14 protein-coding genes and 1 pseudogene are annotated in these 15,021 nt (G+C 45.8%); 5 read left to right on the plus strand and 10 right to left on the minus strand.

The features are described 5' to 3' along the window. A pseudogene (locus Q0C11_RS12290) lies at window positions 1-554 on the minus strand (leucyl aminopeptidase family protein); the annotation flags it as partial. Between the two features lie 168 nt (window positions 555-722). Here Q0C11_RS12290 and Q0C11_RS12295 point away from each other — a divergent pair. Together Q0C11_RS12295 and Q0C11_RS12300 are read left to right on the plus strand one after the other, a co-directional pair. Continuing rightward, complete coding sequence (locus Q0C11_RS12295) at window positions 723-1,517, plus strand: thymidylate synthase (protein ID WP_293008394.1); 795 nt, start codon at window positions 723-725, stop codon at window positions 1,515-1,517. After that, entirely contained in the window at window positions 1,514-2,020 is a 507-nt protein-coding gene (locus Q0C11_RS12300) for a dihydrofolate reductase (protein WP_293008396.1), read from the plus strand. Before Q0C11_RS12295 ends, Q0C11_RS12300 begins: the two co-directional genes overlap by 4 nt. Window positions 2,021-2,161: 141 nt before the next feature. On the opposite strand, the gene Q0C11_RS12305 is transcribed toward Q0C11_RS12300, so the two are convergent. From Q0C11_RS12305 to apbC, 4 genes are all read right to left on the minus strand, one after another. Further along, the gene (locus Q0C11_RS12305) at window positions 2,162-3,337 is read right to left on the minus strand and encodes a type III PLP-dependent enzyme (RefSeq protein WP_293008398.1); all 1,176 of its coding nucleotides are present in this window, start codon (window positions 3,335-3,337) and stop codon (window positions 2,162-2,164) included. A gap of 308 nt (window positions 3,338-3,645) precedes the next feature. Next, window positions 3,646-4,821: a TIGR03790 family protein gene (locus Q0C11_RS12310; RefSeq protein ID WP_293008400.1), complete on the minus strand. Its 1,176-nt coding sequence runs from the start codon at window positions 4,819-4,821 to the stop codon at window positions 3,646-3,648. 119 nt (window positions 4,822-4,940) lie between these two features. Further along, complete coding sequence (gene dcd, locus Q0C11_RS12315) at window positions 4,941-5,507, minus strand: dCTP deaminase (protein WP_293008402.1); 567 nt, start codon at window positions 5,505-5,507, stop codon at window positions 4,941-4,943. A gap of 13 nt (window positions 5,508-5,520) precedes the next feature. Continuing rightward, on the minus strand, window positions 5,521-6,609 hold the full coding sequence (apbC, locus tag Q0C11_RS12320) for an iron-sulfur cluster carrier protein ApbC (protein ID WP_293008404.1): 1,089 nt from the start codon (window positions 6,607-6,609) through the stop codon (window positions 5,521-5,523). Between the two features lie 125 nt (window positions 6,610-6,734). Here apbC and metG point away from each other — a divergent pair, with 125 nt between their 5' ends. The 3 genes from metG to Q0C11_RS12335 are packed head-to-tail and all read left to right on the plus strand — an operon-like array spanning window position 6,735 to window position 9,991. Then, window positions 6,735-8,840 (plus strand): methionine--tRNA ligase, encoded by a 2,106-nt coding sequence (gene metG / locus Q0C11_RS12325; RefSeq protein ID WP_293008406.1) that lies wholly within the window; start codon window positions 6,735-6,737, stop codon window positions 8,838-8,840. Between the two features lie 11 nt (window positions 8,841-8,851). After that, window positions 8,852-9,217, plus strand: coding sequence for a DUF4440 domain-containing protein (locus Q0C11_RS12330; protein ID WP_293008408.1), 366 nt, complete (start codon window positions 8,852-8,854; stop codon window positions 9,215-9,217). A gap of 24 nt (window positions 9,218-9,241) precedes the next feature. Further along, a complete protein-coding gene (locus Q0C11_RS12335; RefSeq protein WP_293008410.1) occupies window positions 9,242-9,991 on the plus strand; it encodes a YggS family pyridoxal phosphate-dependent enzyme in 750 nt (249 codons plus the stop codon). Window positions 9,992-10,192: 201 nt separating this feature from the next. Here Q0C11_RS12335 and hflX read toward each other — a convergent pair whose 3' ends face one another. The 5 genes from hflX to Q0C11_RS12360 all read right to left on the minus strand — a co-directional run. Beyond that, on the minus strand, window positions 10,193-11,542 hold the full coding sequence (gene hflX / locus Q0C11_RS12340) for a GTPase HflX (RefSeq protein ID WP_293008413.1): 1,350 nt from the start codon (window positions 11,540-11,542) through the stop codon (window positions 10,193-10,195). Between the two features lie 215 nt (window positions 11,543-11,757). Then, the gene (locus Q0C11_RS14725; protein ID WP_367273759.1) at window positions 11,758-11,994 is read right to left on the minus strand and encodes a DUF4113 domain-containing protein; all 237 of its coding nucleotides are present in this window, start codon (window positions 11,992-11,994) and stop codon (window positions 11,758-11,760) included. A gap of 145 nt (window positions 11,995-12,139) precedes the next feature. Beyond that, window positions 12,140-14,023 (minus strand): EAL domain-containing protein, encoded by a 1,884-nt coding sequence (locus tag Q0C11_RS12350; protein ID WP_293008415.1) that lies wholly within the window; start codon window positions 14,021-14,023, stop codon window positions 12,140-12,142. After that, on the minus strand, window positions 13,986-14,660 hold the full coding sequence (locus Q0C11_RS12355; RefSeq protein WP_293008417.1) for a PAS domain-containing protein: 675 nt from the start codon (window positions 14,658-14,660) through the stop codon (window positions 13,986-13,988). The genes Q0C11_RS12350 and Q0C11_RS12355 overlap by 38 nt, the downstream gene beginning before the upstream one ends. Window positions 14,661-14,819: 159 nt before the next feature. Next, window positions 14,820-15,021, minus strand: a 202-nt coding sequence (locus tag Q0C11_RS12360) for an IS3 family transposase (RefSeq protein WP_293008419.1), incomplete at its 5' end; no start/stop codon positions are given.

A 15,021-nucleotide genomic window follows, 5' to 3' on the forward strand; every position in this document is an offset into this window, starting at 1 on the left:
ATTAATTCGTTTGCAGGAAGGGCAGTGAGTCCTCTTGCTAATAGATTCCCTTCCGCTAATGCACGTTGCAAGGAAAAGTTATTGGCATCGTGGTGGCCATATAGAAACATCTTAGCCAGCGGTCTCCGAATTGGTTTGTTTTTGCGTACCGGTAGTACAGCGCCATTGATCCAAACTGTGTAAACAGCCAGTTCAGCAAAGTTTCTTTTTTGTTGCAACGTGCCATAAACAGCAATATGTATTTCAGCTGGATTTTCTAAAAGCAGCAACTTTATTGTCTTGCGTAAACTGGTTTGTTGCTCGAAAATAGATTTGCTAGTATCAAGCATAACCCAAGCACATAATTCACCATTCGGGAGATTTGCGCACACAGGCGTTTCGTCAAGATCTGTTAATTGCATATTTCGACGCAATAATAGTTTGTCCAGAGACTCTTCACCGGGAATACTGTATTTCTTGGGTAATTTGTCTAGCTTGGGAAGTACTACGAGAATGTGAGGTGTTTTAATTGATTGATCAATAGGTGATGTATTCTGGAAAAGAGATGCCAGCATTGAGAGCTTTCCTGTCAAATATTATTTTTTGTGTAACGATATCGAGAGTCATTGCAAAAAGAGTGATTGCAGATAATGCTGCTATTATATACGTGTTATGTACGCTGTGGCTGGGATAGCCCGTTGCGGATGGATTAAAAAAATCTGAATAGGGAGTTTCAAATAAGAATGCGTCAATATCTCGAATTAATGCAACATGTTATTGATCATGGTTTTCGAAAATCAGATCGAACGGGCATTGGTACATTATCAGTTTTTGGTCATCAAATGCGTTTTGATCTAAATAATGGTTTCCCATTAATAACAACCAAGAAGTGTCATTTAAAGTCAATTGTTCACGAATTGCTATGGTTTATTCAGGGCGATACCAATATACGCTATCTACATGAACACGGTGTTTCTATTTGGGATGAGTGGGCTGATGTAAATGGTGACTTGGGACCTATTTACGGTCATCAATGGCGTTCCTGGACACGCGCAGATGGACGCCAAATTGATCAGCTTCAACAAGTAATCGAACAGATTGGAAATACACCTGATTCACGGCGTATGCTGGTTTCCTCATGGAATGTAGGTGAATTGCACGAAATGCGATTGCCTCCGTGCCATGCCCTTTTTCAATTCTATGTGGCAGATAATCGACTGTCGTGTCAGCTTTATCAGCGAAGCGCGGATATTTTCCTGGGGGTGCCATTTAATATTGCTTCGTACGCATTACTAACAATGATGATTGCGCAAGTTTGTCATCTCGAGCTAGGAGATTTCGTCCATACGTTAGGCGATGCACATATTTATCTAAATCATTTGGAACAAGCGCGTGAACAGTTGTCGCGTGAGCCACGACCATTACCCGTTATGAGGTTAAATCCGGAGATACAAAAAATCTATGATTTTGAATTTGAGGATTTTGTTTTGGAGAACTATGATCCCCATCCCGCAATAAAAGCGCCTGTAGCCGTATGATTTCAACGCGTCTGTCTATCTTGGTTGCCATGGCTAAGAATCGAGTCATTGGCAAGAGTAATCAGTTACCCTGGCATTTGCCGGCTGATCTCAAGCATTTTAAGCTTCTGACGATGGGGCAAACCATTGTCATGGGAAGAAAAACTTATGAATCAATTGGTCGCCCATTACCTGGGCGAGAAAATATTATTATTACTCGACAATTGGGTTATGAAGTACCCGGAGCGACTGTAGTGAATTCTCTTCAAGATGCCTTATTGATATGCGAAGAAAGCAGCGCATTCAATCGTGAAAGCTTTATTATCGGTGGTGAGAAACTATACCGACAAACGCTTGATATTTGTCAGAGAATGTATGTCACTGAAATACAGAGTAATTTTGAGGGTGATGTATTCTTTCCGGAATTTGATCGCAGTGATTGGGAAGAAATACAGCGGCATAAGCATATTTCCAAGAATGGTGCGCATATCGAGTATCATTTCGTCATTCTCGATCGTAAATAAATTAGGACCCAGAAAGCTGACAGGGTGCATCATCGATTCTTATAGAAACTAAACGTATAAATGCGAATGGTGAAATGGACATCAAATGCCATCTCACCATTTATGAAGATTTTCGTCGTACGTGTGAATAGCTGTAATCGCTTAAATTACTTTCACATCAGGTAAAGGAAATCCATTGAAATTACTTGCGTATGCGGTGGTGTAAGCACCCGCATTCGGTATATAAATGAAATCTCCTTCCTGTATATCGTTTGGCAGCATCAATTCATGCATCAGAATATCGACTGAATCACAAGTTGGGCCTGCAATTGACCATGGAATGTTATTTCCTTTTCGGTCTGTTAGGATTTCATAGCGTAAGCCTTCAGTCATTTCTATGACGCCGCCAAACATGCCTGCATCCCAGTACATCCAGCGTTTTCCGTTACGCGATGCAGTACCCACGACGCGACATACAAAATAAGCCGAATCAGAGACTAAATAACGGCCTGGTTCTGCCATAACACGGATGCTTTCGGGTAAATCCGCAATGGCTTCATTAATGACTTCAGCGATGATTTCGATTGAAGGAATCGGTTTAACATGCCGAACTGGATAACCTCCACCGACATTCAGCAATCGAGGGTTCAAGCCGACGCGTCGCATTTCTGCAAAGACTTTTTTCGCCCTTTCGATACCAACGCGCCAATTTTGCGGGTTACGGCATTGAGAGCCGACATGAAAGGTAACACCAGCCAAATCTGCTTTGAGTCTCACAGCCTCTTGAATGATTTCATTAATATCGGCAAGGTGTGTGCCAAATTTCCCAGCCAATGGCCAGTCGCTACCAATATTCGGTGTATCGATACGCAAGTACATTTTAGCATCTGGCTTGATACTAACTATTTTTCGCAACTCCTCAACGCTATCGAGCACATACCATTCAACTCCTTTGATAGCAGCATATTCTATGTAAGCTCTTGATTTCATAGGATTGCTGTAAAATATTTCAGCAGCCGATACGCCTAATTTGAGAAGCAGATCAAGTTCGGCAATAGAAGCGATTTCAAATCCAACGCCTTCCTCAATTAGAGTTTTGAGTACACGTTCATCTGGATTTGCTTTGACAGCATAATGCGGGTGAACTCGGGGCATGGCAGCGATGAAACGTCGAGACTTATGTCGGATAATGTCGCTGTCCACCAGTAAAAAAGGCCGTTGATATCCTTTTTTCAAGGCATCTTGAACGTGTTCAAAATTTAGACTAACTTCAGGGTGGGTGTCGAATAGAACTTCAGATTGATCGTATTTCTGAAGTGAGGATGAGAGTTTAGGCATGCGAGTGCTCCTTCTTTAAATAACGCTACGTTTCAGGAATATGAACATTGACTAAATCAGCTGGAGCAATAAAGTTCTTTATACTTCTCATGATGACCTCCTCGGCGATAAGTTTACTGATGAATAAAATGCACGCATTATAGTCTGCATTGCAGGCAAATCAAGTATTTTTTTCATATTAAAATATTTTTTAATTGTAAAGGATAAACTATTAGAAACAATGTCTTGTATTAAATAAAATTACTACCGCGTTAGACGGTTGTTTTATAAAAAAGTTTAGATAAACTTTTTGGTTTTCTGATGATTTATCAATGCCATTGTATATTTAAATAACCATCTGTTTTATCACTAAATTTGAAGTGAAAAATATTTTCTCCGCGGCGAATGGTTTTTTGTCGCATAAACGGACTAAAAGGTCCAGCCGCAAAAAATGACTGCTCGATTTTCAATCGCCCGATACGTGGCGAAAACAATTTCAGTACAAATTGCCCCGGACTTACTTCCTTCAAATGTGGAGCGAAGGGCCTGGCTAATGGCTCACCGATGAATATGCCCTGACCCGGCCAAGCAACACTTTTCCAATAAGCCTCAAGCGCAGAAGCACCTAATGTGTACTGAAACATGGCAATCTCGGGAGATGGAAATTTTTGTGAAAAACTACAAGGTTCAACAACAGTTCCATAACTTGCTGTAGCGCCGGCCTCCAACCAGCGCAAACTGCTCATTTGCAGAGAATCAGTCAACCTACCACCTGTCGACGTTAAATGATCTGCTAGAGCACCCGGAAGAAAGTGCAGTGTTTCGAGCATAGGCACTTCTTTCAGGCCAGTAAAATAGAAAAGCACATCTTTGCGTTCAGAAATGTAATCGCTTGCTAGTATTTGCATAGGAAATATGCCGGCTAATTTGTTTGCAGCTTGTGTAAAGCTAGTTGCACGACTGTTGCGTGCTTTATCGGATGTATTCATTAAATAGGCCTGACCTTTAGGAAAGCTATAATCCGAACGTATGCCACGGTCAATCAATGCCTTGATGTGTTCAAAGGAATCTCCGGCTAACATCATTGCAGGACGCAGCTTGTAATCATTATATGGATAAACGCTGGATGAATTGAAATAGGGGCTGGGAGCGGTTGATTCACAGGGCTTGGCGCAGTATTTTTTGTCGAAACCAAAGGCCAGGGCGGATGTTAGCGACATACAACCAACCCGGTACGGAGTAGTCCATGCGACAGCAAATGCCTGCACATGCTCAGGAGTAAGCTGGTCAATAGTTGCTTTTAGTTGCTCGAATTCCTTTGGTGTCATAACACTGCGCTCAGATGAGAAGCGTAGCTTAACGATGTTAGTTTCAGGTATTTGTCGAGCTTGCAGATAGTAATTGCCTATTTGTCGGGATAAGGGATCATTTTCATTAATGATGACAGCGATATCATTGGGTTCCAATCCTGTTCGCGGCAAGGAAATACGATTTTGTGCTTCCACTGGAAAAGCTGTGGAAAGAAAAATGAGTATCAATATAACGAAGAACAGTTGGATCAATGTTAATTAAACTTTCTCGTGTCAGATCAAAGCGCTTCCACGCTGATTAAAAGAATACAACCTTATATTTTCGGCAGCGTCACGCCATGTTGACCTTGATATTTGCCGCCTCGATCTTTGTATGAGGTTTCACAAATTTCATCCGACTCAAAAAATATTACTTGTGCAACACCTTCATTGGCATAGATCTTCGCCGGGAGTGGCGTTGTGTTGGAGAATTCCAATGTGACATAGCCTTCCCACTCCGGTTCAAAAGGGGTGACGTTGACAATGATGCCGCAGCGAGCATAGGTTGATTTACCCAGGCAAATGGTTAATACATTGCGTGGGATACGGAAATATTCGACGGTGCGCGCCAATGCAAAGGAATTGGGTGGAATGATGCATACATCATTTTTGACATCAACAAATGAATTGGAGTCGAAATTCTTCGGATCGACAATCGTTGAGTTGATATTGGTGAATAATTTAAATTCATCCGAACAGCGGATATCGTATCCATAACTTGATGTGCCATAGGAAACAATACGTTGATTATCCTTTTGGCGAATCTGATCGGGTTCAAATGGCTCAATCATGCCGTATTCCAGCGCCATGCGGCGTATCCATTTGTCTGATTTAATCGTCATGTTTTAAGTGTTCCTAGTCATTTTCCATGATGATCTTGGTAAACAATTCCGAATGATCTTCGGCGCATTCGGCAACCTTAACGGCAACTCGCCGTGCAATCAACCGGTAGATTCCGGCTATTTTTCCATCCGGTTCGGCAACGACGCTGGGCTTTCCTGTATCCGTGTGTTCGCGGATTTTAATATCGAGTGGCAAAGCGCCGAGAAATTCCACATTGTAATCCTGACACATTTTCTTACCACCGCCGGTGCCGAAAATCGGTTCGTTGTGTCCGCACTGCGAACAGGTATGCGTGCTCATATTTTCGACAATACCCAAAATTGGGATGCCCACTTTCTCAAACATTTTTAGACCCTTGCGAGCATCCAGTAAGGCGATATCCTGCGGCGTAGTGACAATCACTGCGCCAGTTACCGGTATTTTTTGCGCCAGCGTCAATTGAATGTCGCCAGTACCCGGCGGTAAATCAACAACTAAATAATCCAGGTCTTTCCAGTTGGTGTCGTTCAATAATTGCTGTAAAGCTTGTGTTACCATCGGGCCGCGCCAAACCATCGGAGTCTCGACGTCAATCAGCAAGCCGATCGATATCGCCTGAATCCCGTGCGCCTGCATGGGTTCCATGGTTTTGCCATCAAACGATTCCGGATGCCCGGTTATGCCTAGCATTTGAGGTTGTGACGGCCCATAGATATCTGCATCCAGAATGCCTACGGATGCACCTTCCGCTGCTAATGCCAGTGCCAGATTGACTGCTGTCGCCGACTTTCCGACACCACCCTTGCCGGATGCGACTGCGATGATATTTTTAACGCCGGGAATTAGTTTGACACCGCGTTGCACACCATGCGGAATAATTTTGCTGGTGATCGTTACCTGGATATTTCCAATTCCGAGTATTGCTTGCAAAGCTTCAGTGATCTGACTTTGTACTGTATTTTTAATGCTATTGGCGGGATAACCCAATTCGATGTCAATCGCGACATTGTTTTGATCAATCGCAATCGAATGCAGCGTTTTTGCGGAAATGTAATCCTTGCCCGTGGTTGGATCAATGCACTGCGAAAGAACCTCTAGTATCTGTTGTTCAGAAATAGTCACTACAAAACTCCTTAATACTGTCGGCTGACAGTTAACAATTTAATAAAGGGATGGTAACAAATATCGGGAATGGACACACAGTTTGTTACAATTGGCGTTTATTCAATCTGAGCTGCGAATAGCGAATGAGCAAGCGAAAAATTCTGGTTACTTCTGCACTTCCATACGCCAATGGCAGTATCCATTTAGGTCATCTAGTGGAATATATTCAAACCGATATCTGGGTGCGATTTCAGAAAATGCGCGGACATACGGTTTACTATGTTTGCGCCGATGACACGCATGGTACGCCGATCATGCTGCGCGCAGAAAAAGAAGGCATTACGCCGGAAGCTTTAATCGCGCGCGTTCATTCAGAACATTTGGGAGATTTTAACGGATTTCACATTCAATTTGACAACTATTACAGCACGCACTCAGCGGAAACCCGGCATTTTTCCGAAGACATCTACGCCAAACTAGAAACCGCTGGTTTAATTACTGTGCGCGGTATTGAACAACTCTACGATCCAGTGAAAAATATGTTCCTGCCGGATCGATTTGTCAAAGGCGAATGCCCGAAATGCAGCGCCAAAGACCAATACGGCGATTCGTGCGAAGTATGCGGCGCAGCGTATACACCAACCGAGCTTAAAAATCCTTATTCCGCAGTATCCGGTGCAAAGCCGATCAGCAAATCCTCCGAACATTATTTCTTTAACTTATCCGATTCGCGTTGCGTTGATTTTTTACGACATTGGGCTTGTGAAGGCGATCATTTACAGCCCGAAGCCGCTAATAAAATGCGCGAATGGGTCGGCGAAGCGGGAGAAAACAAGCTTTCCGATTGGGATATTTCGCGCGATGCACCTTATTTCGGTTTTGAAATTCCCGATGCTCCTGGTAAATATTTTTATGTCTGGCTTGATGCGCCAGTCGGTTACATGGGTAGCTTTAAGAATTTATGTGAGCGAGAAAATATTTCTTTTGACGAATTTTGGCAACCACAATCTGATACAGAACTGTATCACTTCATCGGTAAGGATATTTTGTATTTCCATGCTTTATTCTGGCCTGCGATGCTGAAAAATGCCGGATACCGTACGCCGACGAAGATTTTCGCGCATGGTTTTCTGACTGTGAATGGCGAAAAAATGAGCAAGTCGCGCGGCACCTTCATCACTGCGGAAAGTTATTTGAAGCAAGGACTGAATCCCGAATGGTTGCGTTATTACTACGCAGCCAAACTGAATAGCACATTGGAAGACATCGACTTGAATCTGGAAGATTTTGTCGCGCGCGTGAATTCTGATTTGGTTGGCAAGTTTATTAACATTGCCAGTCGTTGCGCGGGTTTTATCAGCAAACGCTTTGCTGGCAGGTTGGTCGATGGTGCGCAATATCATGTTTTGCAAAAGATGGTGAATGAGCGTTTTGCTACCTGGAGGCCAGCCGTCATTGAACAGGCATTTGAAGCGCGTGAATTTTCTGCCGCCATCCGTCAAATCATGAAATTTGCTGACGAAGCTAACGAAATAATTCATGAATTAGCGCCGTGGGAAATCGCCAAAAACCCCGATCGCACTGATGATTTGCAACGCACCTGCAGCCTTGGCATTCAATTGTTTTACTTGCTATCGCGCTATCTGAAGCCGATTCTGCCAGTTACTGTGCAACAAATAGAGGCCTTTCTTAACTGTGCGCCTCTAACCTGGCCGCAACTGAACGACGATCAAACGGTTTCCGATTTATTGCTGCCCGCGGGACATAACATCAATATTTACCAGCATTTGATGACACGCATCGACAGCAAGCAAATCGAGGCGTTAACTGCTGTCAATACCCAGAACTTGGCGCCTGCAACGCAAGATGCACCCGTAAGGCACGCAGAGAAGCAGCAACATGCGATTGTGCCGATCGGCGAGACCATTTCCATCGACGACTTCAGTAAAATTGATTTGCGCATCGCCAAGATTGTCAATGCTGAGCATGTGCCAGGGGCAGAAAAATTGTTGAAGCTTACGCTTGATATCGGCAGCGAACAACGCATGGTTTTTGCTGGTATCAAATCTGCTTACGATCCCGAGCAACTCAAAGGGCGTCTGACCGTGATGGTCGCCAATCTCGCGCCGCGGCAAATGAAATTCGGTTTGTCGGAAGGCATGGTGTTGGCTGCAGGCGGCGGCAACCCGGGAGAATTATTCATTTTGTCCCCCGATTCCGGCGCACAACTGGGCATGCGGGTTAAGTAGTTGCATCGTGTATGGAGCTGATTGCTAAACAAATTCAACAGTTGGAACTTAAATTACTGCAAAGTGATCTGATGGCGCATCCTGGCTTGATCGACGAATTGCTGGCGGAGAATTTTGAAGAAATTGATAGTAACGGAGAAACTCATACCAGGGATGACGTGATTGACTGGTTGTTGCACAAGGATAAACACATTCAATGGGCCTTCAAAGATTTTCGTATTAATGCATTAACTAACGATGTAGTGCTGGCGATTTATTCGTTGCACAAACCGGATCAACCGAGCACCGATTACACAGGATCCATCAGAACTTCAATTTGGCAGTACCAGAAAAACCAATGGAAAATGGTTTTTCACCAAGCATCCCGAAAAAGTTAACTTCTCGAACGACAGGAGCAGTCCGTGGAACTCAACGCAGAGCAGCAATTCAACGACATCCAGAACAATCTCGCAACCGTCAAGAAACGCATTGTCGATGCTTGCAAAAAAGCGGGGCGTGATCCTGCTAGCGTGCGGCTGCTGCCGGTTACCAAAACCGTGCCTGCTGAAAGGCTGCGCATCGCCTACGCCGCAGGTTGCCATGAAATGGGCGAAAATAAAATTCAGGAAGCGCGCGAGAAATCCGAGGTACTGAGCGACTTAAACATCAAATGGGCGGTCATCGGTCACTTGCAAACCAATAAAGCCAAGTATTTGGCCCGCTTTGCTAATGAATTCCAAGCACTCGATAGTCTTAAAGTTGCTGAAGAGCTCGACAAACGGCTGCAAAATGAGGGGCGATCGATTGATGTTTATGTGCAAGTCAACAGTTCCGGCGAGGCCAGCAAATTCGGCCTTCCTCCTGAAGGCGTGCATGACTTCGTTCAACAACTGCCCAGATATTCGTCATTACGTATCAAAGGACTGATGACGTTGGCGGTTTTTTCTTCGGATCATGACAGGGTGCGCGAGTGTTTCGTCAAAATGCGCGAAATCCAAGCCATGCTACGACAGGAAGCACCGGCCGGATTGTCATTTGACGAGCTATCGATGGGCATGTCGGGAGATTATGAATTAGCGATTGAAGAAGGCGCGACCGTAGTACGAGTTGGGCAGGCGATATTCGGCAAGCGACCGCTACCTGATAGTCATTATTGGCCCGGAATGGGGTGACGTGAACAGACTCTAGCAGGCCATTGAAAAACTGACAACTCAGGGTCACACTAAACTTGAAGCACTTCGTTGTCTTAAACGTTATATAGTAAGCGAGGTATATTACGCTCTGAGAAAGAGAAATAATTTAACTCGCAATTTCCCGTGGTCTTGCCGCTGAGATAGGTGCAGGGCGCGCGGAGCAAACTTATTGATGCTGGTTCATCGTGCCAATAAACTGAATTGCTCGCGCAAGCTTTCGATGGTATCGGGCTCGCCGAGAACGCGGAAGTAAGCGCCTTCATTATCTGCACGTTCCTCCAGCACCTGGCAGTTTGTATAGATGGCTCCACGTAGTTCCTGCCCCGACCAAGCAAGAAAAAATTCAGCTTCAATCAGATTCTGCTGGAAAAACTCGACGATCTTCTGGCGCAGTCGCGCGACATCATCGGGGCGACGTGCACTCATTACCATACAATCCGGATATTGTGTCCGCAAGACTGTTTCACATTCGATCTGCGTCGCGGTATCACCAACGTGGTCGATTTTGTTGAATACGCGAATGCGTGGCACGACATTCGCGCCGATTTCCTCAAGCACCTGTTGAGTGACCTCGAGCTGGCGCTCAAACCCAGGATCGCTGGCGTCAATGACGTGGAGCAGCAAGGATGCATCAAGCGCTTCGTCAAGCGTTGACTTGAACGAGGCGACGAGCCCGTGCGGCAGGTTCTTGATGAAACCGACTGTGTCGCTGACCAGTATGCGTGGCACGCTCTCTGGATGGAGTACCCGTACTGTGGTATCCAGCGTGGCGAAGAGTTTATTTGCAACCAGTACCTCGCTTCCCGTAAGCGCCCGCATCAAAGTGGATTTGCCGGCGTTGGTATAGCCGACCAGAGCCACGCTGGCGAGTCCCTGACGTTCTTGTCGTCGTGCACGTTGTATCTTGCGCTCGGCATCCATCGTGACAATCTCTTGTTGTAGTTCGGCGATACGATCGCGGATCTTGCGCCGATCCAATTCGGTGTGCGATTCGCCAGCGCCACGGCCGCCGGTGCCACTGCGTTGCCGTCCTTGCGGCCCTGCAAGCTTTGCCGCTTCGCGTAGACGCGGCGCCAGGTAACCGAGGCGCGCAATTTCCACCTGAGCGCGTGCAGCGCGAGAACGGGCATTGCGGTGAAAAATTTCAAGAATCACCATCGTGCGATCCATTACTTCGCAGCCGACTTCATTTTCGAGGTTACGCGCCTGCGAGGGTGAGATCTCGTGATCGACCAAGAGAGTGCTGATGTCCTGGCTATCAGGGTGAGGAGGTGTTTCCTCGAATTCGGCGGATCCGGTTTCATGGTTAACGAAGCGGCGAATTTCCTCCCGCTTGCCAGCACCCAGGTAAGCTGTCGTGTCGAAGCTATAGCGTTTTTGTACAAATGTGCGGACGACCTTATAACCCAATGTCTTGGCGAGTTCACGCAACTCGGCCAGCGATGCCTCAAACTCGATATCGCTCACACTCGGCAGCTGAACCGCCGCTATGACAGCAATCCTGGGTTTTTCTTTGACTTCTATTGGCATGGGAAAATTGAACTTCCTGGATGATGGGAATCGGAGAGGATTTGAAAAGGCCGCTGATACATTCACTGAACCGATAAGTAATTGCAAGGCGGATAATAAGATCTGGTTTTATGAGACGGCAGCTACCGAAGGGTATCTATAACTCAAATGGCGGGATCTCTGAAACAATAATTCGTAGCTATTCTACCATTAATCATTATTTGTATTAGCTCATATCATTGCGTAACACAAACCAGCTCATCCCATTTCGTAGTGTAGCGAGGACTTCTGTTTCGTTGTCCCATCTTCCATGGTTGCCTGAATCCCTCGGATGCCAGTTTGAGTGTGCTTCTGCCTATGCAGGTATTGATCTGGTCTATGAGATTCATTAAGTCATCCGATTTGGTATTTGTTGATACCCGATTGAAGAGATCGGCTTGCCGATTATTCGCAGATACCAGTTCAGACAACATCACACCAGCTTTCTGATATTTATATCCGCTTATAAGCAGTTTATGGTTTTAGCAGGATAATTGTGCCCGCAGATAAGTGTAGCTTTGCACTTTACGAATAGTTGCGACAAAACCCTTGAACTGTCACTGTAGATTGCTATTGGCACTACCGCAACAACTGTTCAAATGCTTCGAGAGGCACCGGCATGCTAAACAGGTAACCTTGGTAAAGACAGCAACCATGCTTTTCCAGGAAGGCACGTTGTACTTCTGTTTCCACACCCTCTGCAATGACTTCCAAGCCTAGATTACTGGCCATGCCGATGATGGTTTGTACAATCAAAGCGTCAGAGTGCTTTACATTGATGTTGCGGACGAAGCTCTGGTCGATTTTAAGTTGGTCTAATGGCAGTTGCGTCAGGTAGGAAAGCGATGAAAATCCGGTGCCAAAGTCATCCAAAGATAAACGCACGCCGATGGACTTGAGCGCCTGCATTTTGGCAATGGTGCCGGTAATATCATTGAGCACAATGCCCTCTGTGAGTTCCAGTTTGAGGCGATTGGGTTCGATCGCATATTTTTTCAGTATAGTCTTAATTTGACCGACAAAATCAGCCTGATGAAGTTGTCGTGCACTGACATTGACAGCCAACTGCAACTGCTGGGTCTGTGGATGCTTTTCCCAGGTCTTGAGTTGAGCACAGGCCATTTCCAACTCCCATTGACCGATGGGCAAAATCAATCCGGTTTCTTCGGCCAGCAGAATAAAATCTATAGGCAAAATTAGCCCATGCTCTGGATGTTGCCAGCGTATTAGCATCTCGGCACCGACAATTTGATTGCCATGAGTGGTCTGCATTTGGTAATAAAGCCTAAATTGATTTTTCTCCAAAGCAAGGCGCAAATTGGCCTCCAGAGCAGCACGCTCAGTTAACACTGAATGCATCGCCTGATCAAAAAAACACAGAGTATTGCGCCCCAAATGCTTGGCCTGATACATGGCGATATCTACATGTTTCAACAAATCATCTTCTGTCATCGTGTGATCGTAAAACAGGGTAGCACCGATGCTTGATGTGCAGCGATAATCGCGCCCAGCAAGCAGATAGGGTTTATTCAGGGTGACCAGTATATTTTTACCGGCAATCTCAGCATGAACGGCTGCTTCTTCAGGATTCTCGCTCAGATCTTCTAGCATCACCACGAACTCATCTCCCCCTAGCCGACCAACTGTATCTTCTTCGCGCACGCTGCTCAATAGCCGCTGCGCGACCTGCTGCAGCAACAGGTCGCCAATATCATGTCCTAGCGTATCATTCAATGTTTTGAAGTTATCCAAATCAATAAAAAGCAACGCACCTTGTTGCTTCTTGCGAGCACTGGAAGCCAACGCCTGATGCAATCTATCTTTCAGCAGGCGCCGATTAGGTAAATGGGTCAAGGGATCGTAGAATGCCAGCTGTTCGATCTGCTCTGACGCTTCCTTTTGTTGGGTAATGTCGACTAATGAGGCGACATAATGAAATGGCACACCATTGTCCCCTTTCACTGCAGTGATGGTGAGCAAATGTGGAAATACTTCGCCATTTTTGCATTGGTTATAGATTTCACCATGCCAGACTCCTGTGCTAATGAGGCTCTCCCACAAAGCGGCATAAAAGGTTGCATCCTGGCTCCCTGACTTAAGTAGGCGCGGGGTTTGACCAATGGCTTCTTCTGCGCTGTAACCGGTGATCTTGGTGAAAGCTTGGTTTACTTTCAAAATCACACCGCTGGCATCGGTAATGAAAATGCCTTCCTGTGATTCAAAAGCGATAGCGTAAATGCAAAGATCGGCTTGGGTCTTGATGCGTGAAGTGATGTCGGTAAAAGTCAGAACCACACCGTCAATCTTAATATCCAGCGTACAGTAGGGCTGAATGCGTGCCAGCATCCAGGTATCGTCGTTGGTCTGTATCTCACGTTCGTAAGGAATCAGTGAATCAAGCACGTTCTGAGCGGCGACCAGCAGATCATCCCCCTGTCCCTGTATAAAGAGGCTTGATGTCATTTAGCGGTCGGCCTACGTCCGATGCAACCAGGCGGTAGATGCGTATTGCATCGCGAGTGAAACTACGGATTATTAGATGCCGATCCAGAAAGATGATATCGATATTGATGTTATCCAACAGGTTTTTCATGTCGTTCTGCATGCTGGATAGCTGTTTAATTCTTACCTGCAGCTCTGAATTGACCGTGATTAGCTCTTCATTGACCGATTGCAACTCCTCTTTGGAAGTCTCCAATTCTTCATTGGTTGACTGAAGTTCCTCGTTGGTGGATTGCATTTCTTCGTTAGTAGACTTAAGCTCCTCATTAGTAGCCTGCTGCTCCTCGACGGTGGCCTGATAGCTTTCTTTCAGGTGTGCCAAATCACGTTCCAGTTCTTCAATACGTCCCAGTTCGACCTGCTTGGAAGCACGTTTACGCCTCGGCTTCGCGTGTTGTGGGTTGACGATGTCCTGAAAGCTCACCAACAGCAGACTACGACTGCCATCCGGATCAGGAAGTGGCCGGACGCTTAAGTTGACTGTCAAGTAATCTCCATTTGCGTTGACCTGTATTTCCCGGTTTAATGTAGGCTTCCCCTCACTGGCTGCTGCGTGAATGGCGGAACGCAGTTCCATCTCCAGTCCCACACGCGCCATTTCAATAACGTTGAGACTCGCCTGACCCGGCGCCGGACGTAGATATTTACCGGTCTCGCCGTGTACGTAGATCGTGTCACCCCTGATGTCGGTGACCACCGAGGCGGGCGCAAAATATTGCACCAGTGATATGTGCTGTCAAAAATGGAGTCCATGTGTTTAAGCAGCGATTAGATTTGCATAGTATTGCTGCGTAAATTGTGCTGGTGACAAATAGCCCAGCCTTTTTTGTTTTCTCTGCCGGTTATAGAATATTTCTATATATTCGGTAATCTCCTGAATGGCTTGTTGTCGTGTTTTGAATCTTCTATGATGCACCAGCTCGGTTTTAAGTATCCCCCAGAAGCTTTCCATCGGTGCA

This window comes from Nitrosomonas sp. (assembly GCF_022842015.1).
Taxonomy (GTDB): Bacteria; Pseudomonadota; Gammaproteobacteria; order Burkholderiales; family Nitrosomonadaceae; genus Nitrosomonas.

What these genes read in the sequence shown, in the direction of transcription:
- Q0C11_RS12295 (WP_293008394.1), top strand. Translation starts at nt 723, where the DNA reads ATGCGTCAATATCTCGAATTAATGCAACATGTTATTGATCATGGTTTT.
- Q0C11_RS12305 (WP_293008398.1), bottom strand. Translation starts at nt 3,337, where the DNA reads ATGCCTAAACTCTCATCCTCACTTCAGAAATACGATCAATCTGAAGTT.
- metG (WP_293008406.1), top strand. Translation starts at nt 6,735, where the DNA reads ATGAGCAAGCGAAAAATTCTGGTTACTTCTGCACTTCCATACGCCAAT.
- Q0C11_RS12350 (WP_293008415.1), bottom strand. Translation starts at nt 14,023, where the DNA reads ATGACATCAAGCCTCTTTATACAGGGACAGGGGGATGATCTGCTGGTC.
- hflX (WP_293008413.1), bottom strand. Translation starts at nt 11,542, where the DNA reads ATGCCAATAGAAGTCAAAGAAAAACCCAGGATTGCTGTCATAGCGGCG.
- Q0C11_RS14725 (WP_367273759.1), bottom strand. Translation starts at nt 11,994, where the DNA reads ATGTTGTCTGAACTGGTATCTGCGAATAATCGGCAAGCCGATCTCTTC.
- Q0C11_RS12355 (WP_293008417.1), bottom strand. Translation starts at nt 14,660, where the DNA reads ATGGCGCGTGTGGGACTGGAGATGGAACTGCGTTCCGCCATTCACGCA.
- Q0C11_RS12300 (WP_293008396.1), top strand. Translation starts at nt 1,514, where the DNA reads ATGATTTCAACGCGTCTGTCTATCTTGGTTGCCATGGCTAAGAATCGA.
- Q0C11_RS12330 (WP_293008408.1), top strand. Translation starts at nt 8,852, where the DNA reads ATGGAGCTGATTGCTAAACAAATTCAACAGTTGGAACTTAAATTACTG.
- dcd (WP_293008402.1), bottom strand. Translation starts at nt 5,507, where the DNA reads ATGACGATTAAATCAGACAAATGGATACGCCGCATGGCGCTGGAATAC.